Here is a 19,772-nt window from a genome sequence, read left to right as displayed (position 1 = left end):
GACAAAAGGGGCTTGCAATCCTTAATACAGCCGTTAGGTGTAATTATCCGGGAATAAAACGAAGCCGCACGAAATAATGATGCGGCAATAATACCGGGTAGAGTTAAATGGGTGGCTTCTCGATGGAATATTTCTTCCAGCAAGTGATCAACGGGCTTGCGCTCGGATCGATTTATGGCCTGATCGCCATCGGTTACACGATGGTCTACGGCATTATCGGCATGATCAACTTTGCTCACGGCGATGTGTTTATGCTCGGCGCTTTCATGGCGCTGATTGTTTTTCTGATCATCACAACGTTCATAGGTGCGCTGCCAATAGCGCTCATGTTGCTTTTGATGATGGTCGTTGCAATGGTTCTGACAGGGCTCTGGAGCTGGACGATTGAGCGGGCGGCTTACCGGCCTCTGCGTGGATCGTTTCGACTGGCGCCGCTGATCACAGCGATCGGTATGTCAATTGCATTGTCCAACTTTGTTCAGGTGACACAAGGGCCGCGCAACAAGCCGGTGCCGCAGTTGCTGAACGGCTCATACAGCCTCTTTGGAACCGATGTGACGGTCTCGCTCAAGCAGATCGTGGTTATCGTGGTGACCGCGGTGTTGTTGACGATTTTCTGGTATATCGTCAATCGGACCTCTCTGGGGCGTGCGCAGCGTGCGTGTGAGCAGGACCGCAAGATGGCGGCGTTGCTTGGCATCAATGTTGACCGGGTGATCTCACTGACCTTTGTGATGGGTGCCATGCTGGCGGCTGTTGCGGGTACGCTTTATCTCTCCTTCTACGGCGTTATTTCCTTTGCTGACGGGTTTATCCCCGGCGTCAAGGCTTTCACCGCGGCGGTTCTGGGCGGGATTGGGTCGTTGCCGGGTGCGGTGGTTGGCGGTCTGCTGATCGGTCTCATTGAAGCGCTTTGGTCCGCATATTTCTCGATCGATTACAAGGATGTTGCCGCGTTTTCGATCCTTGCCATCGTGCTCATCTTCATGCCGTCCGGCATTCTTGGCCGACCTGAAGTCGAAAAGGTGTAATCATGGCCGTACAAACAGGTTCACGCCCGGATTCCCTTTTTGTCCGGGCCATTCGTGAAGGGTTCATTGCCGGTATTCTGGCGTTTGGGCTTTTCGTTCTCATTGTCGGTTTCAAAACCGACCAGAACATCAGCAATGAGCTGGTACTGACGGAGCGCTGGGGCGCACTTGCAACGCTTGTTGCAATCGCGGCTGTGGGACGTTTTGCCTTTATCGCATTCCTGCAGCCCTGGCTTCAGGCACGCAAGTTTGAAAAGGCCAGCCGCGCTTCGGTTGCAGCGGAAGCGGAAGCGCCATCTTTCTTCCGCAGGCACTTTTCGCATTTTGGTGTTGCATTCCTCTTTGCCTATCCGATCCTGATCGTTGCTCTTGTGGGCTGGCAGGGGTCGCTGAAATGGGTCGATAATTTCGGTGTGCAGATCCTCATTTATGTGATGCTTGCGTGGGGGCTTAACATCGTTGTTGGTCTCGCAGGTCTGCTTGATCTCGGCTATGTCGCTTTCTACGCAGTTGGCGCTTACTCATACGCCATTTTGTCTGCCTATTTTGGTTGGTCGTTCTGGGTTCTTCTGCCAATCGCGGGACTGTTGGCTGCGACCTGGGGTGTTATCCTGGGCTTCCCGGTTTTGCGCCTGCGCGGCGATTATCTGGCCATTGTGACGCTGGCGTTTGGTGAAATCATCCGACTTGTGCTGATAAACTGGACGGACCTTACCAAAGGGACCTTCGGTATTTCGGGCATTGCCAAGGCGACGTTCTTCGGTCTGCAGTTCAATGCGGGCAAGGACGGCTTTGCCGCCTATTATGGCCTGACCTTCTCGGCAGCTCATTACAAATTCTTCCTTTACTATATCATTCTCATTTTGGCGCTCATCACGGCACTGGTGACGATCCGTCTGCGCCGCATGCCGGTTGGTCGTGCATGGGAAGCGCTGCGTGAGGATGAAATCGCCTGCCGCTCGCTCGGCATCAACACCACCACGACCAAGCTTACCGCCTTTGCGACAGGGGCTATGTTTGGTGGTTTTGCCGGTTCGTTCTTTGCGGCGCGTCAGGGTTTTGTAAGTCCTGAATCCTTTGTGTTCCTCGAATCGGCCGTTATTCTGGCTATCGTGGTTCTGGGGGGCATGGGATCGCTCGTCGGGATTGCCATTGCGGCGATTGCGATGATTGGTGGTACAGAAATCCTGCGCGAAATGGGCTTCCTGAAAGCCATTTTCGGTCCAAACTTCACCCCTGAACTCTATCGTATGCTGATCTTCGGTCTTGCCATGGTGGTTGTCATGGTCTGGAAGCCGCGCGGATTTGTTGGAAGCCGCGAACCAAGTGCATTCCTGAACGAGAAGAAGATGGTGTCGGGTGCCTTTACCAAGGAAGGGCACGGCTGATGGCGGAGACAAAAATTATGGCTGGCAATGGTTCGAAAGATACCATTCTTACAGTTGAGCATCTGTCGATGCGCTTTGGTGGTCTCGTCGCGATCAATGATCTGAGCTTTAATGTAAAGCGCGGCGACATCACGGCGATCATCGGCCCCAATGGTGCTGGCAAGACCACGGTCTTCAACTGCATTACCGGGTTTTACAAGCCGACCGGCGGTATGCTCACAATGAACCGGAATACCGGCGAGAAATTCCTTCTGGAGCGCTTGCCTGATTTCAAGATCACGCAGGATGCGCGTGTTGCGCGTACCTTCCAGAATATTCGTCTGTTTTCGGGCTTGACGGTTCTCGAAAACCTGCTTGTTGCACAGCACAACACGCTGATGCGCTCGTCGGGCTATACGATCCTTGGTCTGCTTGGTTTTCCGACCTACAGGAAGGCTGCGAAGGAAGCGATTGAGAAAGCGCGCTACTGGCTTGAGAAGATCAGCCTCATTGATCGTGCGGATGATCCGGCTGGTGATCTGCCTTATGGCGATCAGCGCCGTCTGGAAATTGCGCGTGCCATGTGCACCGAGCCGGAAATTCTTTGCCTTGATGAGCCTGCGGCTGGTCTTAATCCGCGTGAATCGGCAGAGCTGAACAAGCTGCTGCTTGATATTCGCAAGGAAACGGGCACGTCGATCTTGCTGATTGAGCATGACATGTCGGTGGTGATGGAAATTTCCGACCATGTTATTGTGCTTGAATATGGCACCAAGATCTCTGACGGTTCGCCGGAACACGTCAAGAATGATCCGCGCGTTATTGCCGCCTATCTCGGTGTGGACGATGACGAAATTGCTGATCTGATCGAAGTGGCCGACAAGCCGGGCACTGGCGATCCGGCTGATTTCATTGCAACGCAACTTGCCGAAGAGGCAATCGAGGAAGAAAAGATCGAGGAGGCCGTGCGTTTTGCAGGCGGACTGGCTGCTGCTCGCGATGGTCGGCCCGATAATCTCACGTTCATCAAGGGTATTGGTGAAGTCAATGAGAAGAAACTGAACGAGCACGGTATCTATCATTTTGATCAGATTGCCGCGTGGACTGAAAGCCACATCGTTGAAGTTGAAACCTATCTCGAATTTGATGGGCGCATTGCGCGTGAGGACTGGGTTGGACAGGCGGCCCAGCTTGCCGCAGGCAAAGCAACCGAGTTTTCAAAGCGTGTTGAAGCTGGCGATGTTCCCACAAGTCACAAGAGCGCACCCGTAAAAGCTGCCAAAGCGCCTCAAGCTCCGGCGAAGCCTAAGAAGGGAAGCGAATAATGACGGCTGAAACCATGCAGACCAAACAACCGCTTCTCGCTGTTGAGAAGGTTGAGACCTATTACGGCAATATCTGTGCTCTCAAGGGTATTGATCTGACGGTCAATGAGGGGGAGATCGTTGCACTCATCGGTGCGAATGGTGCTGGCAAGTCCACGCTGATGATGACGATTTTCGGCTCCCCACGGGCGCGGACGGGCCGTATTCTCTTTGGAGGCAAGGACATCACGTCTTTGCCGCCGCATGAGATTGCAAAGCTGCGTATCGCGCAGTCGCCGGAAGGTCGTCGCATTTTCCCGCGTATGACGGTTCTTGAAAACCTGCAGATGGGGGCAAGTCTCGATAATCAGCAATATTTCGAAGAAGATGTTGCGCTGATGTTTGATTTGTTCCCGCGTCTCAAGGAACGCATCACGCAGCGTGGCGGCACCCTTTCAGGCGGCGAGCAGCAGATGCTGGCAATTGCGCGTGCGCTGATGGCGCGTCCGAAACTTCTGCTTCTCGATGAGCCTTCCCTTGGCCTTGCACCATTGATCGTCAAGCAGATTTTTGAAGCGATCAAGGAACTCAACCGCACGCAGGGGTTGACGGTCTTTCTCGTCGAGCAGAATGCTTTTGGTGCGCTGAAACTTGCTGATCGCGGTTATGTGATGGTCAATGGATCAATCACCATGAGCGGCGCTGGTCGCGAACTCTTGGCTGACCCGGAAGTGCGTGCAGCCTATCTTGAAGGCGGAAGGCATTAAGGAGGAAAACATGCAGGGAATTCTCTACGAAGAACCGTCGTTCTGGCTGTTTTTTCTCATCACGTGCCTTTTGGGCGGTTGGGCTGCCTGGATGACGGGACGGGCCTGTGCGCAGACGTGGCGGACTTATCCGCATCTTCTGCTCTATCTTATCCCATTGGCGGCAGCGGTTCGCTTCATTCACTATGCCTTGTTTGAGGGCACGCTGCTTTCGCTGCATTATTATCTGGTTGACCTGATCGTGCTGATTATCATTGGGACGATCGGATTCCGGTTTACCCGGACCAAGCAGATGGTGCGCCAATATAACTGGCTCTACGAAAAAGCTTCGCCTTTGAGCTGGAAGGCAAAATAATTCGAAGCTTCGCTGCAAATCTATGTCTTCCAAACGTGGGAACCGATTTTGGGAGACGTGTTTAAAACAAGGCGCTTGCAGCGGAGCTTCCCTAAAAGATCACGTTGAACGGATAGAATTCAGCGTAGATATTGCTGGGTGATCAGCAAGACAATAAGGCGATGTAAAAACATCGTTTAGGGGTAACTATAATCGGGAGTTCAAGTAATGAAGAAATCGCTTTTTTCAGGCGTTGCTCTTGCAGCGGTGATGGCTTTTAGTGGCTCGGCTTGGGCAGATGTGCTGTTGGGCATTGGCGCACCGCTGACTGGTCCGAATGCTGTTTATGGCGCGCAGATTCAAAAAGGTGCCGAGGCTGCAATCAAAGAAATCAATGATGCCGGTGGCCTCAATGGCGAAAAGATCACGATCACGCTTGGCGACGACGTGTCGGATCCCAAGCAGGGTATTTCGGTTGCCAACAAGTTTGCTGCTGACGGTGTGAAATATGTCATCGGTCACTTCAACTCGGGCGTTTCGATCCCGGCTTCTGATGTTTATGCTGAAAACGGCATTCTCGAAATTTCGCCAGCTGCAACCAACCCGGTCTATACGGAGCGCGGTCTGTGGAACACGTTCCGTACATGCGGCCGTGATGATCAGCAGGGCATTGTTGCCGGGCAGTACATCTTCGACAACTTCAAGGATGGCAAGATTGCTATCATTCACGACAAGACCCCTTATGGTCAGGGCCTTGCCGATGAAACCAAGAAGAAGCTGAACGAACTGGGCGTCAAAGAAACCGTCTATGAAGGCGTGAATGTGGGTGAGAAAGATTTCTCAGCGCTGATCGCCAAGCTTAAGCAGCAGGGTGTCACCGTTCTTTATTGGGGTGGTCTGCATGCCGAAGCCGGTCTCATCATCCGTCAGCTCGCCGATCAGGGTCTGAAGGTCCAGTTCATTTCGGGCGATGGTATCGTCTCCAACGAGCTCGCTTCGATTGCAGGCGATGCCGTTGCAGGCACGCTGAACACGTTCGGCCCAGATCCGCGCAATGCCCCGGCAAATGCTGAACTCGTTAAGAAGTTCCGCGATGCAGGCTTTGAGCCAGAAGCCTATACCCTCTACTCCTATGCGGCGGTGCAGTCGCTTGCGGGGGCAGCAAAGGCTGCCGGCAGCAATGACCCCCAGGAAGTTGCCAAGGCTCTGAAGGAAAAAGGCCCGTTCCCAACAGTGCTTGGTGATCTGTCTTATGACGAGAAGGGTGATCCGAAGCTTCCAGGTTACGTTATGTATAAGTGGGAAAAGGGTGCTGACGGGAAATATACTTACGTTCAGCAGTAAATTTTTACAGTAATATTGCGCAAAGCCAAAGAATGCCCGGCCATGTGTCGGGCATTTTTATTTTATGGAATCTGTAACTGCATTAAGTCATGCGAAAAAAACATCATATTTAGGTAATATAATGGGTAGACAAGACAGTCTTAAGTCATTTTACCTAACCTGACGATATTGTTTGGCGTAAAACACGGTGGGCAGTTCGAGCCATGGAGGAGGGGCGATGGGTGTCGCCCCGCTTGAATAATCTCTTCTGGTGGAGTTGGCGTTTCCGCAATTTTGTTCGGAGAACGTTTGAAATGGGAGTAGTTGAAATGAAGAAGTCGTTATTCTGCGGCGTATGCCTTTCTGCACTGATGGCAATGGGGGGCGCATCTTTTGCCGATGTGCTGCTGGGGGTCGGAGCACCGTTAACCGGTGGTCAGGCAGCCTATGGCGATCAGATCAAGCGCGGCGTTGAAGCCGCTGTTGCGGAAGCCAATGCCAAGGGTGGCATGAATGGCGAGCAGATCACGATTGTTTACGGCGATGATGCTGCCGATCCGCGTCAAGGGATTTCGGTCGCCAATAAATTCGTTGGTGACGGTGTGCAGTTTGTGATCGGTCATTTCAATTCTGGCGTCAGTATTCCAACGTCGGACATTTATGCTGAGAACGGCGTACTGATGATCGCGCCAGGTACGACCAACCCGACCTTCACCGAGCGTGAGCTTTGGAACACGTTCCGCACCTGCCGCCGGGATGATCAGCAGGGCATCGTTGCTGGCAAATACATTGCTGACAATTACAAAGACGGCAAAGTCGCCATTCTGCACGACAAGACGCCTTATGGTCAGGGTCTGGCTGATGAAACCAAGAAGTCGCTCAATGCCAATGGCAAGGAAGAAACGCTTTATGAAGGCGTCAATCAGGGCGACAAGGATTTCTCGGCCCTGATTTCCAAGATGAAAGCTGCTGGAATCACTGCCGTCTATTGGGGTGGTATGCACCCGGAAGCGGCACTCATCATCCGCCAGATGGCTGATCAGGACTTGAAGGCTCAGTTTATTTCAGGTGACGGCATCGTCTCCAACGAATTGGCCTCCATTGCAGGCGATGCGGTTGCGGGTGTTCTGAACACTTTTGGCCCAGATCCGCGTGATGATGCAGCCAATGCCGATCTCATCAAGGCGTTCCGTGACAAGGGCTTTGAGCCTGAGGCTTACACCTTCTACGCTTACGCAGGTGTTCAGTCGCTGGTTGATGCTGCCAATGCCGCTGGAAACAACGATCCGCAGGAAGTGGCTGCCGCATTGAAGGGTAAAGGTCCTTTCAAGACGGTGCTTGGTGATTTGTCTTATGATGACAAGGGTGATCCGAACTTGTCGCCTTATGTCATGTTCGAATGGCGCAAGGGTGATGATGGCAAGTATAATTACTTCCAGAAGTAAGTCTGCCTCATATATTAGCATAAATTGACTGAAATTTCATCACGATGCCCGGCTTTTAGTCGGGCATTTTGTTTTTGTCCAAAGGTTGCACAGTTTGTTTGCGCTTGCTTACATTGCAGGCTAATCAAAGTCATACTTATCATTGCAGTCCGGGAGTCCTGCCTTGTCCATCCGAAAAATTCTGGTCGCCAACCGTTCCGAAATCGCTATCCGCGTGTTCCGTGCAGCCAATGAACTTGGCATAAAAACGGTGGCTATATGGGCAGAGGAAGATAAACTCTCACTGCATCGCTTTAAAGCGGATGAGAGCTATCAGGTCGGTCGCGGGCCGCATCTGGCGCGTGATCTTGGACCAATTGAAAGCTATCTGTCGATTGATGAAGTCATTCGTGTGGCTAAGCTTTCGGGTGCCGATGCAATCCATCCGGGCTATGGTCTTTTGTCGGAAAGTCCTGAATTTGCTGAAGCTTGTGCGCAGAACGGTATCATCTTCATTGGTCCGAAGCCGGAAACCATGCGCCGTCTTGGCAACAAGGTTGCTGCGCGTAATCTCGCAATCGAGATTGGCGTTCCGGTTGTGCCTGCAACCGATCCGCTGCCGGATAATATTGAAGAAGTAAAGAGGCTTGCGGCTGAAATCGGTTATCCGCTGATGCTGAAGGCATCATGGGGTGGTGGTGGCCGCGGTATGCGGGCAATCCGTGCTGAGGAAGACCTTGATCGCGAAGTGACGGAAGCCAAGCGCGAAGCCAAGGCTGCGTTCGGCAAGGATGAAGTCTATCTCGAAAAACTTGTTGAGCGTGCGCGCCACGTCGAAGTGCAGATTCTGGGTGATACGCATGGCAATGCGGTCCATCTTTATGAGCGCGATTGCTCGATCCAGCGCCGCAATCAGAAAGTGGTTGAGCGGGCACCTGCACCCTACCTCAATGACGCGCAGCGTCAGGAACTGGCGGGTTATGGTCTCAAAATCGCCCATGCCACCGATTATATCGGTGCAGGCACGGTCGAATTCCTGATGGATGCCGATACCGGCGCGTTTTACTTCATCGAAGTGAACCCGCGTATTCAGGTTGAGCACACTGTCACGGAAGAAGTGACGGGCATCGATATCGTCAAAGCGCAGATTCATATTCTGGAAGGTTACGCGATCGGAACACCTCAGTCCGGCGTTCCCGAACAGAAGGATATTGGCCTCAACGGTCATGCGCTTCAGTGCCGCATTACCACCGAAGATCCCGAGCACAACTTCGTTCCCGATTATGGACGCATTCAGGCCTATCGCTCGGCATCGGGTTTCGGCATTCGATTGGATGGCGGCACGGCCTATTCGGGCGCGGTGATCACGCGTTATTATGATCCGCTACTGGTTAAGGTGACGGCATCAGGCGCAACCCCGATTGAAGCGATCCGCCGTATGGACCGTGCGCTTCGCGAATTCCGTATTCGTGGTGTTGCAACGAACCTCACTTTCGTGGAAGCGATTATCAATCATCCGAAATTCCAGTCGAATGATTATACGACGCGCTTTATTGATACGACGCCTGAGTTGTTCACGCACATGAAGCGTCAGGATCGTGCGACCAAGCTTTTGACCTATGTTGCTGACGTGACCGTTAACGGGCATCCGGAAACCAAGGGCCGCGCAGAACCTGTGCGTGATGCTGCAAAGCCTATAGTGCCATGGTTTGGTGATCGTCCGGTCGCGGATGGCACCAAGCAGTTGCTCGACAAGCTTGGGCCTCAGAAGTTTGCTGAATGGATGCGCAATGAAAAGCGCGTTCTCATGACCGACACAACGATGCGCGATGGGCATCAGTCGCTGTTGGCAACACGCGTGCGTACCTATGACATTGCGCGGGTGGCCAATGCCTATGCGCAGGCGCTGCCAAACCTGTTCTCACTGGAATGCTGGGGCGGCGCGACCTTTGACGTGTCGATGCGCTTCCTGACGGAAGAGCCATGGGAACGTCTGGCAATGGTGCGCGAAGGTGCGCCGAATATCCTGCTGCAAATGCTGCTGCGCGGTGCCAACGGCGTTGGCTACAAGTCCTATCCTGACAATGTGGTCAAATATTTCGTGCGCGAAGCAGCCCGTGGCGGCATGGACCTGTTCCGCGTGTTCGACAGTCTCAACTGGGTTGAGAACATGCGCGTATCGATGGATGCGGTGCTGGAAGAAAACAAGCTCTGCGAAGCGGCCATCTGCTATACGGGCGATATTCTCAATCCGGAACGCGCCAAATACGACCTTAAATATTATGTCGATCTCGCCAAGCAGGTTGAAAAGGCTGGCGCACATATCATTGCTCTCAAGGATATGGCGGGCCTGTTGAAGCCTGCGGCAGCACGCGTGTTGTTCAAGGCGCTGCGTGAGGAAACCGATCTGCCGATCCATTTCCACACACATGATACGTCGGGTATTTCGGCAGCAACGGTACTTGCAGCGGTCGATGCCGGTGTCGATGCGGTGGATGCGGCCATGGATGCCTTCTCCGGCAATACATCGCAGCCATGTCTTGGCTCGATTGTCGAAGCGCTGCATGGTTCGGAACGCGATCCGGGCCTTGATACGGAAACGATCCGCCGCATTTCGTTTTATTGGGAAGCCGTGCGCAATCAGTACGCGGCCTTTGAAAGCGACCTTAAGGGTCCGGCTTCGGAAGTCTATCTTCACGAAATGCCGGGCGGCCAGTTCACCAACCTCAAAGAACAGGCGCGTTCGCTGGGTTTAGAGACCCGCTGGCATGAAGTGGCACAGGCCTATGCCGATGTAAACCGGATGTTTGGTGATATTGTCAAAGTGACGCCATCCTCCAAGGTGGTGGGCGATATGGCGTTGATGATGGTCTCTCAGGACCTGACCGTTGCTGATGTTGAAAACCCGGATAAGGACATTGCCTTCCCGGACTCCGTTGTGTCGATGATGCGCGGCGATCTTGGTCAGCCGCCATCGGGTTGGCCTGAAACGCTCCAGAAGAAAGTTCTGAAAGACGAAAAGCCGTTCACGGTGCGTCCGGGTTCTCTGCTTCCAGCCGCTGACCTTGCTGCCGAACGCAAGTCGATTGAGGAAACGCTTGGTCGCGAGATCACGGATCAGGAATTTGCTTCCTACCTGATGTATCCAAAGGTCTTCACCGACTATGCGGCGGCGCAGGAAAACTATGGTCCGACAAGTGTTCTGCCAACGCCGGTTTATTTCTACGGCTTGAAGCCGGAAGAAGAAGTCTTCGTTGATCTCGAACGGGGTAAGACCCTTGTAATCGTCAATCAGGCGATGTCTGAAACTGATGAAAAAGGCATGGTCACTGTGTTCTTCGAACTCAATGGCCAACCGCGCCGCGTCAAGGTGCCAAACCGCGCCAAGGGTGCATCGGGTGGTGTGAAGCGCAAGGCGGAACTCGGCAATGACAAGCATGTTGGCGCGCCGATGCCCGGTGTAGTGTCAACGGTTGCGGTCTCTCAGGGCCAGAATGTGAAGGCAGGTGATGTGCTGCTTTCCATTGAAGCCATGAAGATGGAAACGGCTTTGCGTGCCGAGCGCGACGGTTCGATTGCCGAAGTGCTTGTGCGCCCCGGCGAGCAGATCGATGCGAAGGATTTGCTGATCGTCTTCGCAGAATAATTCTGCTTCATTTCCGTAAATGTTGAGATGCCGCGCTCTGTAAGGGGTGCGGCATTTTCTTTTGCTTGCGCGGTCATAAAAATCTGTTATGCACGTTTTTACCGATTTATGCATGTTTGTGCGCGGTGATAGGAACGAGCGATGACAGAGCTATTACTCGACGAAAGACAGGCGCAAATTCGCGCACTGCTTGATCAGTCCGGGCGCGTATTGGCGAGTGAGCTTGCGGAGTCTTTTGGGGTTTCGGAAGACACGATCCGCCGTGACCTTCGCGAAATGGCGGCAGCGGGTCTTTGCAAGCGTGTTTATGGTGGTGCGCTGAAGGCGGCGCCGTCTTATGCACCGCTTGCGGAGCGCGATACAGAAAGACCGGAAGCCAAGACGGCCCTTGCTGCCACGCTGGCCGCTCTGATCGAGCCGAACATGACGGTGTTTCTGGATTCCTCGTCAACCAATTTGGCACTTGCGCGTCTGCTCGCTGATCGGGGTGATGTGATTACGGTTGTCACCAACACGCCGTCCATTGCTGCCATCGTCCTCAAGTCAGACAAGATCGACGTGGTGATGATTGGCGGTCCGATTGATCGCCGTGTGAGTGCGGCGGTCGGTGTGCGCGCTTTGCGTGATGCGGAACTGGTGCGGCCTGATCTTTGTGTGCTTGGTGCCTGCGGTATAGCGGCAGAGATCGGTATTACAGCGCTGCATCTGGAAGATGCGGAATTCAAGCGGGTTATTGCCGGACGTAGCTGCAAGGTGGTGCTGGCAATCACCAGCGACAAGCTTGGCACTGTTGCTGCGCACGATGTCATATCCATTGAGGCGGTCAATGTTATGGCTGTCGAACAAGATGCAAATGAAGACGTGCTTGCGCCTTATCGGGCTGCGGGCATGACGGTTATACACGCTGTAGAAGGGCGTGACTGAGGACATCATGGAACAGGCTGCCGGACGAAACGATGCGTTGAATGAGCGTGCGTCAATCGTGACCAGAGAGCGCATCGCAGTGGCGCTGCTCTTTCTGATGAATGGGTATATGTTTGGTGGCTGGGCACCGAAAATTCCCGAATTTGCGGCTCGTCTTGGGCTTGATACCAGTGGCATGGGCCTGATGATCCTTGTCTTTGGCATTGGCTCTCTTTCGATGATGCCGGTGGCTGGCGCATTGTCGGCGCATCGCGGATCGGGCGCTGTGGTGAAGCTGTTTGCGATTGGCGTCATTCCAACACTGCTGATCATCGCGCTTGTGCCCAATGTCGTGACCGCTGTGATTGCCATGCTTTACTTTGGCGGCACAATCGGCGCGATGGATGTTGTGATGAATGCCAATGCGGTCGCGGTTGAGAAGAAAATGCGCCGCGCCATCATGTCGTCCTGCCATGCTTTCTGGAGCCTTGGCGGTTTGATCGGTGCTGCAACCGGCGGCTTTCTTATCGCCCATGTCGGTTCAACGGTCCATGCGCTGATTGCAACCCTTGTGGCGGCGGGATTGCTTGTCTTCGCATGGCCTTCGATTGTTGCGGATAAATTTCATCACCCAAGCGGCGAAAAGCAAAAGCTGGTGCTGCCACGCAATGCGCTGCCATGGCTGGTCGGCATTATCGCTCTGTTCTCGATGATCCCGGAAGGTGCAATTCTGGATTGGGGGGCATATTATCTGCGTGATGAACTGGGGGCGTCAGTCACGGTTGCCGGTTTTGGTTTTGCCGCTTTCTCCATGACCATGGCGATCATGCGTTTTGCAGGCGATATTGTCCGTGACCGTTTCGGTGCGATTAATACGCTGCGTTTCTGCACGTCGATTGCGATTGTCGGCATGGTCATTGTCGGCCTGTCGAGCCACCCTTATGCGGTGATCTTTGGTTTTGCCATTTGCGGTATCGGCATTTCCAACATGGTGCCGATTGCCTTCTCCATTGGTGGTAACATACCGGGTGTTAATCCAAGTGTGGGCCTGTCGATTGCCACGACCCTTGGCTATTCCGGTATGCTGGTTGCACCTTCGCTGATCGGCTTTGTCGCCAAGCATAGCGGTTTCAGCGTGGTGTTCCTGTCGCTGCCTGTGCTGTTGCTGGTGGTGCTCGCCTTCTCAGGGCTGGCAAAATATGCGGACAGTTCGCACTGATTTCATTCAGCGGTCCAGCCGCCTTCGACTGGCAGGGCGGCGCCGTTAATCTGTGCTGCGGCGTCCGTTGTAAGGAAGGCCGCAAGCGCGCCGATCTGAGCGGTGGTGACGAACTCCTTCGTCGGCTGTTTATCGAGCATCACTTCGCGGATGACCGTTTCCCGATCCATATTATGGGCTTTCATCTGATCGGGTATCTGCGCTTCGACAAGCGGGGTCAGCACATAGCCGGGGCAGATGGAATTGGCAGTGATCTTGGCAGTCGCAAGTTCAAGTGCCAGCGTTTTTGTGAAGCCGACAATGCCGTGTTTGGCTGCGACATAGGCTGATTTGAATGGCGATGCGACAAGTCCATGCGCCGAAGCGATATTGATGATGCGGCCCCAGCCGAACTTTTTCATATGGGGAATTGCTGCTGCTGATGTGTGGAATGCCGAGGTCAGGTTGATCGCAATGATGCGGTCCCATTGCTCTGTCGGGAACTCTTCGACGGGGGCCACATGCTGGATGCCGGCATTGTTGACGAGGATGTCGGCACTCCCGAAGGCCTCCACGCTCTTTTCAATCAGTGTGCGGCAATCACCCGCCGTTGCCATATCGGCGCTCATATAGATCACGTTTACGCCATGTTCTTTGGCGATTGTTGCAGCCAGATCGTGGTCTTCTTGGCGATCTGTGAAGGAATTGATCACAACATTGTTCCCAGCACCTGCCAATGCATAAGCGATGCCGAGTCCGATACCGGAATTGGAGCCGGTGATGATAGCGGTTTTGCGGGCATTTTTATTTGGCATGTGTCGTTTCCTCCTGACGCGCGGTGCTATAATTATAAAGGGACAAGGCGTCTGCAAGTGATTATATAACAACAAAGCAAGGTGGTCAGGCGTTGACAATTGCGCCGTGCTACGCCACCTGAAAGCAGGCCCGTACTAAAAAGCAGTCCTTGCAATGGCTGCAGGATAAAAGAACAGAGCACAATGTCTTCCGAGACCGTCAGCTATTTTTCGCATCCATTTCCCCGTCGCCAGTCCGTTGGTGTCAGCGTTGGCGGTGTTATCGTTGGCGGCAGCGAACCTGTTGTCGTGCAGTCGATGACCAATACCGATACGGCGGATATTGATGGCACTGTTGCGCAGGTTGCAGCTTTGCATCGCGCAGGGTCGGAGATTGTGCGCATAACGGTTGATCGTGACGAATCGGCTGCTGCTGTTCCAAAAATTCGCGAGCGCCTTGAACGCCTTGGCATGAATGTGCCGCTGGTCGGTGACTTCCATTATATCGGCCATAAGCTTCTTGCCGATCATCCAGCCTGCGCAGAAGCGCTCGCAAAATATCGCATCAATCCGGGCAATGTCGGTTTCAAGGACAAGAAAGATAAGCAGTTCGCCGATATCGTCGAAATGGCGATCCGTTATGACAAGCCTGTGCGTATCGGTGTGAACTGGGGTTCGCTCGATCAGGAATTGCTGACCACGCTGATGGATCGCAATCAGGCGGAAGGTGCACCATTGAGCGCGCAGGAAGTTATGCGCGAAGCCATTGTGCAGTCGGCGCTGATTTCGGCAAATCTTGCAGAAGAGATCGGTTTGAGCCGCGACAAGATCATTCTGTCGGCAAAGGTCAGTCAGGTGCAGGATCTGATCGCCGTTTACACGATGCTTGCGCAGCGCTCCGATCATGCACTGCATCTCGGCCTCACGGAAGCTGGCATGGGCACCAAGGGGGTTGTCGCTTCTTCGGCTGCCATGGGTATACTGCTTCAGCAGGGTATTGGTGATACGATCCGAATTTCGCTGACGCCAGAGCCGGGCGGTGACCGCACGCGTGAAGTGCAGGTGGCACAGGAACTCTTGCAGACGATGGGCTTTCGTCAGTTCATTCCGATTGTTGCGGCATGTCCAGGTTGCGGTCGCACGACCTCAACCGTGTTTCAGGAACTGGCGCAGAACATTCAGGACGATATTCGTCGTTCGATGCCTGTCTGGCGTGAGAAATATCCGGGTGTGGAAGCGCTTTCGGTCGCGGTCATGGGCTGCATCGTCAATGGCCCAGGCGAATCGAAACATGCTGATATTGGCATCTCGCTTCCCGGCACAGGCGAAACGCCGTCTGCACCGGTCTTTGTTGATGGCAAGAAAGTTACGACGCTGCGCGGACCTGAGATTGCTGCTGATTTCCAGAAGATGGTTGCCGATTATATCGAAAACCGTTTCGGGCTGGCCAATAGAAAAGCGAGCTGATCAGCTCTGCCGTTCTGCGATGAAGCGTGCGGCCTGTTTGAGAATGAGAGCATCGTCACCAAATGGTTCAAGCAGGCTTTCCGCCTGAGCGACCAGACCGGAGAGCTGCTTGCGTGTCCAGTCGATGCCATGGAGCGCAACAAGTGTGGCTTTGCCTGCCGCCGCATCTTTGCCGGTTGCCTTGCCCATGGAGGCTGCGTCTGCGGTCACGTCGAGAAGATCGTCTGCAAGCTGGAAGGCGAGGCCGATGGCTGAGCCAAATTCGGCCATGCGTTCACGGTCTTCGCGCGATGCACCTGCAATAATCGCACCGGCTTCACAGGCAAAACGAATGAGCGCGCCGGTTTTCATGGCCTGTAATGTGATAATGCCTGCCTCATCCGGCTTGTTATTTTCTGCCATCAGATCAAGCGCCTGACCACCCGCCATGCCGCCAATGCCTGACGCGCGCGCTAACGCTGCGACCAGTTCGATGCGTATCCCGGCTGGCAGGTCGGTTTCGTCGGAAGCGACGATGTCAAAAGCATAGGTCAGCAGGCTGTCGCCTGCGAGAATCGCAGCGGCCTCATCAAAAGCCTTGTGCACGGTCGGCTGGCCGCGCCGCATATCGTCATTGTCCATTGCCGGAAGATCGTCGTGGACGAGCGAATAACAATGAATGCACTCTAGCGCGGATGCCACGCGCAGAACCGCATCGCCATGCTGGCCGAACAGGGACGCACTTTCGATAACCAGGAAGGGGCGCAGGCGTTTGCCGCCATTCAGCACGCCATGGCGCATGGCGGCTAACAGTCGCTCGGGGCGCGCCACTTCGCCACTGCGCAAACGAAGATCCAGAAGCCCGACCAGCATTGTCTCGACTTCGAGCGCGCGCAGGTTCAGGGATTGAGCAAAATCGACAGACACGTTTTCCATGCCTAAAGGGGATGGACGAAAGCGCTGATTTGGTCAACTGGGCACAGTGATCAGCACAGGCTTTTTCATCAAGCGGTCATCAAAGGGAGGATTAAGAGCCACAAAACGCTTAATCCGACCTTCGAAATGCTGCGATCGATTATGGAATCAGGTTCATTATTGTTAAGGAATAGTTTATGTCGCTTAAATCGGAATGAACGGGCGGTGGAAGTGGCAAAAATCATTCTCAAGAGCAAAGATGGTCGCAATTACTTGGCTGATCCTGTTTGGGGTGGCAGAATTGCCCTTATGCTCAAGATTTTGATTGCGCTTGCGATCCTGCCGCTTTTTCTGATCCTCGTCTATTCGGTTCCTTTCGTGCGGCCTGTTTCCACCTTGATGGTGAAGGATTACATTCTGTTTGAGGACGTGGATCGGCAATGGGTCAGTATCGAAGATGTGGCACCCGTTTTGATAAATTCCGTGATGATGGCCGAAGACGGGCAATTTTGCAGTCATGGTGGCGTGGACTGGCACCAGCTCAGTCTCGTTCTGGATGACGCCACAGATGGCGGGCCAAGCCGTGGCGCATCGACCATCACCATGCAGACTGTGAAGAATTTGTTCCTGTGGAATGGTCGATCTTATATTCGCAAAGGACTAGAGTTTCCCTTGGCGCTGGTCGCAGATAGCGTGCTGTCAAAACGGCGGATTATGGAGATTTATCTCAATATTGCCGAGTGGGGTCCAGGCATCTATGGAATCGAGGCCGCCGCACAGCACTATTTCAAGCGCCCGGCATCACGTTTGACGGCGCAACAATCTGCTTTGTTGGCTGTAACGCTGCCCAATCCTGCTTTGCGCAATCCAGCGAAACCCACGCGCAACATGCAGCGTATTGCACGCATTATTGCCGGGCGCGCATCCAGAGCAGGGCCTTACGTCACTTGCGTACAATAAGTGCGCCGCTTGGAAAAAAGATAAGACTCTGGCTGGTCAAATGCCACAAGAGCGTGTATAGGCACGTGACTTTCCGGAATTTTGTCCGATGTGACAGGCTCCTCGGGGCTGTGCCGGACGTTTATTGATCGATCAGTGGAGCTGAATCCATGGCAGTACCTAAACGCAAAACGTCTCCGTCGAAGCGCGGCATGCGCCGCTCGGCAGACGCACTCAAGGCCCCGACTTACGTCGAGGACAAGAACTCGGGCGAACTTCGTCGTCCACATCATATCGATCTGAAGAGCGGTATGTATCGTGGCCGTCAGGTCCTCGAAGCTAAGGAATAGTCTTTAAGCTGCATTGCAGCTGAAGATGGATTTCAAAAACGCCGTTTCCGGTTGCCGGAAGCGGCGTTTTCTTTTGGGGATTTTCGGACAATTGAGCCGAAGATCACTTACTTTGCTTGAGAGCCGATGAAGGATGCGATCTCAAGCAAAAGAACTCAGCCTGCATCCGCCGCAAAACCTGCGCCCGTGATGCCTGCCACGGCAGCAGCTTCATCATTGTCAGATGTGTCGCCTGAAATGCCGACAGCGCCGACAATTTCATTCTGCGCATCTTTGATAAGAACGCCGCCGGGAACGGCTATGATTTTCCCGCCTGACACGCCTGACAGCCCCTCAAGGAAATGTGGGCGGTCTTTCGCCTGATTGTGGAGCCAGCGTGATCCCGCCCCCACCGACAGGGCACCAAAGGCTTTGCCCGAAGCGATTTCGAAGCGGAGAATCGAAGTGCCATCCTGACGCTGAAAGGCCTTGAGATGTCCGCCTGCATCAAGAACGGAGACGACGATGGGCTTTAAATGCAATTCTGCTGCCTTGGCAAAGGCGGCGGCAATGATTGCGTTGGCCTTATCGAGAGTCAGCTGGGACATAGATATCTCCTTTATTTTTTGTGGGTCTAATTTAACGACTGTCGAATGGCGTGTAAGAAAAACTTTCATGTGTTCTGGAGAAACTGCTGATCGTTTTGAGCAAAGATGTGAAACGAACAGAAAGGGTGGAGCTTGCAAAAGAAGCCGTTTTGGTTTTTCTCTGTGGTCAATTTTTAAAGGAGGAAAGAATGACCGCATCGCATAGCCAAAAAGTCGTTATTATTGCCAGTGCCGCCCGTACTGCGGTGGGGGCCTTCAATGGAGCCTTTGCTAACGTGGCCGCACACGAACTGGGTGCGAGCGCGATCAAGGCGGCGCTTGAGCGCGCAGGCGTGGTGGCTGCGGATGTGGATGAGGTCATTCTTGGACAGGTGTTAACGGCAGGCGAGGGGCAGAACCCCGCACGGCAGGCGGCGATGGCAGCAGGATGCCCGAAAGAAACAACTGCCTTCTCGATCAACCAGCTTTGTGGTTCGGGTCTGCGTTCGGTTGCGCTCGGTATGCAGCAAATTCTGGCGGGCGATGCGAAGATTATCGTGGCTGGCGGGCAGGAATCCATGTCCATGGCACCCCATTGCGCGCATCTGCGTTCCGGCGTGAAAATGGGCGATTTCAAAATGGTGGACACCATGATGAAAGATGGCCTGACGGATGCCTTCCATGGCTATCCCATGGGAATCACCGCTGAAAACATTGCGAAGCAGTGGCAGCTTAGCCGCGACGATCAGGACCAGTTCGCGCTTTCATCCCAGCATAAGGCCGAAGCTGCGCAGACGGCCGGCCGTTTCGATGATGAGATCGTGCCCTTTGCCGTGAAGAGCCGCAAAGGCGAGACAATTGTGTCGGCGGATGAATATATCCGTCCCGGTACAACAATCGAGGCGCTGAGCAAGCTCAAGCCTGCCTTTGACAAGGAAGGCACTGTCACGGCTGGCAATGCATCGGGCATCAATGACGGCGCGGCGGCACTTGTTCTAATGGATGCGGATGAAGCCGAAAAACGGGGTGTCGAGCCGCTTGCGCGCATCGTTTCCTGGGCAACAGCCGGGGTCGATCCGTCGATCATGGGAACCGGCCCTATACCAGCAACCCGCAAAGCGCTTGAAAAGGCAGGCTGGACGGTTGCCGATCTGGAACTGGTTGAAGCCAATGAAGCGTTTGCTGCGCAATCCTGCGCTGTGGTGCGTGATCTGGGGCTGAACCCGGAGATCGTCAACGTCAATGGCGGGGCGATTGCTATCGGTCATCCCATCGGGGCATCGGGTGCACGAGTGCTGACAACGCTGCTTTACGAGATGAAGCGCCGCGATGCGAAACGTGGTCTTGCAACGCTGTGTATTGGTGGCGGTATGGGCGTCGCCATGTGTGTTGAGCGGCCATAAAAGGCGCAAAAATTAACGTTTACACGCGCTCGGCTTAAGATAGAGCGGCAAAACGGTGCCGC

The 19,772-nt window shown here is 54.0% G+C and carries 17 protein-coding genes; 14 read left to right on the top strand and 3 right to left on the bottom strand.

Features of this window, described 5'->3' with window-relative positions; genetic code table 11:
• The first annotated feature begins 122 nt into the window (after positions 1-122).
• The 10 genes from ABE530_RS11230 to ABE530_RS11185 all read left to right on the top strand — a co-directional run bounded on the left by ABE530_RS11230 (position 123) and on the right by ABE530_RS11185 (position 13,318).
• Entirely contained in the window at positions 123-1,031 is a 909-nt protein-coding gene (locus tag ABE530_RS11230) for a branched-chain amino acid ABC transporter permease (RefSeq protein WP_265984961.1), read from the top strand.
• A gap of 2 nt (positions 1,032-1,033) precedes the next feature.
• A complete protein-coding gene (livM, locus tag ABE530_RS11225) occupies positions 1,034-2,419 on the top strand; it encodes a high-affinity branched-chain amino acid ABC transporter permease LivM (RefSeq protein WP_499694557.1) in 1,386 nt (461 codons plus the stop codon).
• 17 nt (positions 2,420-2,436) lie between these two features.
• Positions 2,437-3,723 carry an ATP-binding cassette domain-containing protein gene (locus ABE530_RS11220; protein ID WP_499694588.1) on the top strand — a complete coding sequence of 429 codons (1,287 nt, stop codon included), beginning with the start codon at positions 2,437-2,439 and terminating at the stop codon, positions 3,721-3,723.
• Entirely contained in the window at positions 3,723-4,469 is a 747-nt protein-coding gene (locus tag ABE530_RS11215) for an ABC transporter ATP-binding protein (protein WP_265984866.1), read from the top strand. Before ABE530_RS11220 ends, ABE530_RS11215 begins: the two co-directional genes overlap by 1 nt.
• Positions 4,470-4,479: 10 nt before the next feature.
• The gene (locus ABE530_RS11210; RefSeq protein WP_265984865.1) at positions 4,480-4,824 is read left to right on the top strand and encodes a DUF6867 family protein; all 345 of its coding nucleotides are present in this window, start codon (positions 4,480-4,482) and stop codon (positions 4,822-4,824) included.
• A 207-nt stretch (positions 4,825-5,031) separates the two neighbouring features.
• On the top strand, positions 5,032-6,147 hold the full coding sequence (locus ABE530_RS11205; RefSeq protein ID WP_265984864.1) for a branched-chain amino acid ABC transporter substrate-binding protein: 1,116 nt from the start codon (positions 5,032-5,034) through the stop codon (positions 6,145-6,147).
• A 308-nt stretch (positions 6,148-6,455) separates the two neighbouring features.
• A complete protein-coding gene (locus ABE530_RS11200) occupies positions 6,456-7,571 on the top strand; it encodes a branched-chain amino acid ABC transporter substrate-binding protein (RefSeq protein ID WP_499694556.1) in 1,116 nt (371 codons plus the stop codon).
• Between the two features lie 163 nt (positions 7,572-7,734).
• Entirely contained in the window at positions 7,735-11,196 is a 3,462-nt protein-coding gene (gene pyc / locus ABE530_RS11195; protein WP_499694555.1) for a pyruvate carboxylase, read from the top strand.
• 141 nt (positions 11,197-11,337) lie between these two features.
• Positions 11,338-12,120 carry a DeoR/GlpR family DNA-binding transcription regulator gene (locus tag ABE530_RS11190; RefSeq protein ID WP_499694554.1) on the top strand — a complete coding sequence of 261 codons (783 nt, stop codon included), beginning with the start codon at positions 11,338-11,340 and terminating at the stop codon, positions 12,118-12,120.
• Positions 12,121-12,127: 7 nt separating this feature from the next.
• Positions 12,128-13,318 carry an MFS transporter gene (locus tag ABE530_RS11185; RefSeq protein ID WP_499694553.1) on the top strand — a complete coding sequence of 397 codons (1,191 nt, stop codon included), beginning with the start codon at positions 12,128-12,130 and terminating at the stop codon, positions 13,316-13,318.
• 2 nt (positions 13,319-13,320) lie between these two features.
• On the opposite strand, the gene ABE530_RS11180 is transcribed toward ABE530_RS11185, so the two are convergent.
• Complete coding sequence (locus tag ABE530_RS11180; protein WP_499694552.1) at positions 13,321-14,112, bottom strand: 3-hydroxybutyrate dehydrogenase; 792 nt, start codon at positions 14,110-14,112, stop codon at positions 13,321-13,323.
• 183 nt (positions 14,113-14,295) lie between these two features.
• Between ABE530_RS11180 and ispG the strand changes: the two genes are divergently transcribed.
• Positions 14,296-15,558, top strand: coding sequence for a flavodoxin-dependent (E)-4-hydroxy-3-methylbut-2-enyl-diphosphate synthase (gene ispG / locus ABE530_RS11175; RefSeq protein ID WP_499694551.1), 1,263 nt, complete (start codon positions 14,296-14,298; stop codon positions 15,556-15,558).
• Here the strand turns inward: ispG and ABE530_RS11170 are convergent, their stop codons facing one another.
• Positions 15,559-16,473, bottom strand: coding sequence for a polyprenyl synthetase family protein (locus ABE530_RS11170; RefSeq protein WP_499694550.1), 915 nt, complete (start codon positions 16,471-16,473; stop codon positions 15,559-15,561). It abuts the gene before it with no gap.
• A 210-nt stretch (positions 16,474-16,683) separates the two neighbouring features.
• Here ABE530_RS11170 and mtgA point away from each other — a divergent pair, with 210 nt between their 5' ends.
• Both mtgA and rpmF read left to right on the top strand, forming a co-directional pair.
• Positions 16,684-17,412, top strand: a complete 729-nt coding sequence (mtgA, locus tag ABE530_RS11165; protein WP_499694549.1) for a monofunctional biosynthetic peptidoglycan transglycosylase — start codon at positions 16,684-16,686, stop codon at positions 17,410-17,412.
• A 149-nt stretch (positions 17,413-17,561) separates the two neighbouring features.
• A complete protein-coding gene (gene rpmF, locus ABE530_RS11160) occupies positions 17,562-17,741 on the top strand; it encodes a 50S ribosomal protein L32 (RefSeq protein WP_006467787.1) in 180 nt (59 codons plus the stop codon).
• 155 nt (positions 17,742-17,896) lie between these two features.
• On the opposite strand, the gene ABE530_RS11155 is transcribed toward rpmF, so the two are convergent.
• The gene (locus ABE530_RS11155; protein ID WP_265984855.1) at positions 17,897-18,328 is read right to left on the bottom strand and encodes a GlcG/HbpS family heme-binding protein; all 432 of its coding nucleotides are present in this window, start codon (positions 18,326-18,328) and stop codon (positions 17,897-17,899) included.
• A gap of 188 nt (positions 18,329-18,516) precedes the next feature.
• Between ABE530_RS11155 and ABE530_RS11150 the strand changes: the two genes are divergently transcribed.
• Positions 18,517-19,710 carry an acetyl-CoA C-acetyltransferase gene (locus ABE530_RS11150; RefSeq protein ID WP_499694548.1) on the top strand — a complete coding sequence of 398 codons (1,194 nt, stop codon included), beginning with the start codon at positions 18,517-18,519 and terminating at the stop codon, positions 19,708-19,710.
• Positions 19,711-19,772 lie beyond the last annotated feature (62 nt).

Origin of the sequence: Brucella sp. TWI559 (assembly GCF_039674265.1) — a bacterium.
GTDB classification, from domain to species: domain Bacteria; phylum Pseudomonadota; class Alphaproteobacteria; order Rhizobiales; family Rhizobiaceae; genus Brucella; species Brucella chromiisoli.
This window is presented reverse-complemented; position numbering and strand designations above follow the sequence as displayed.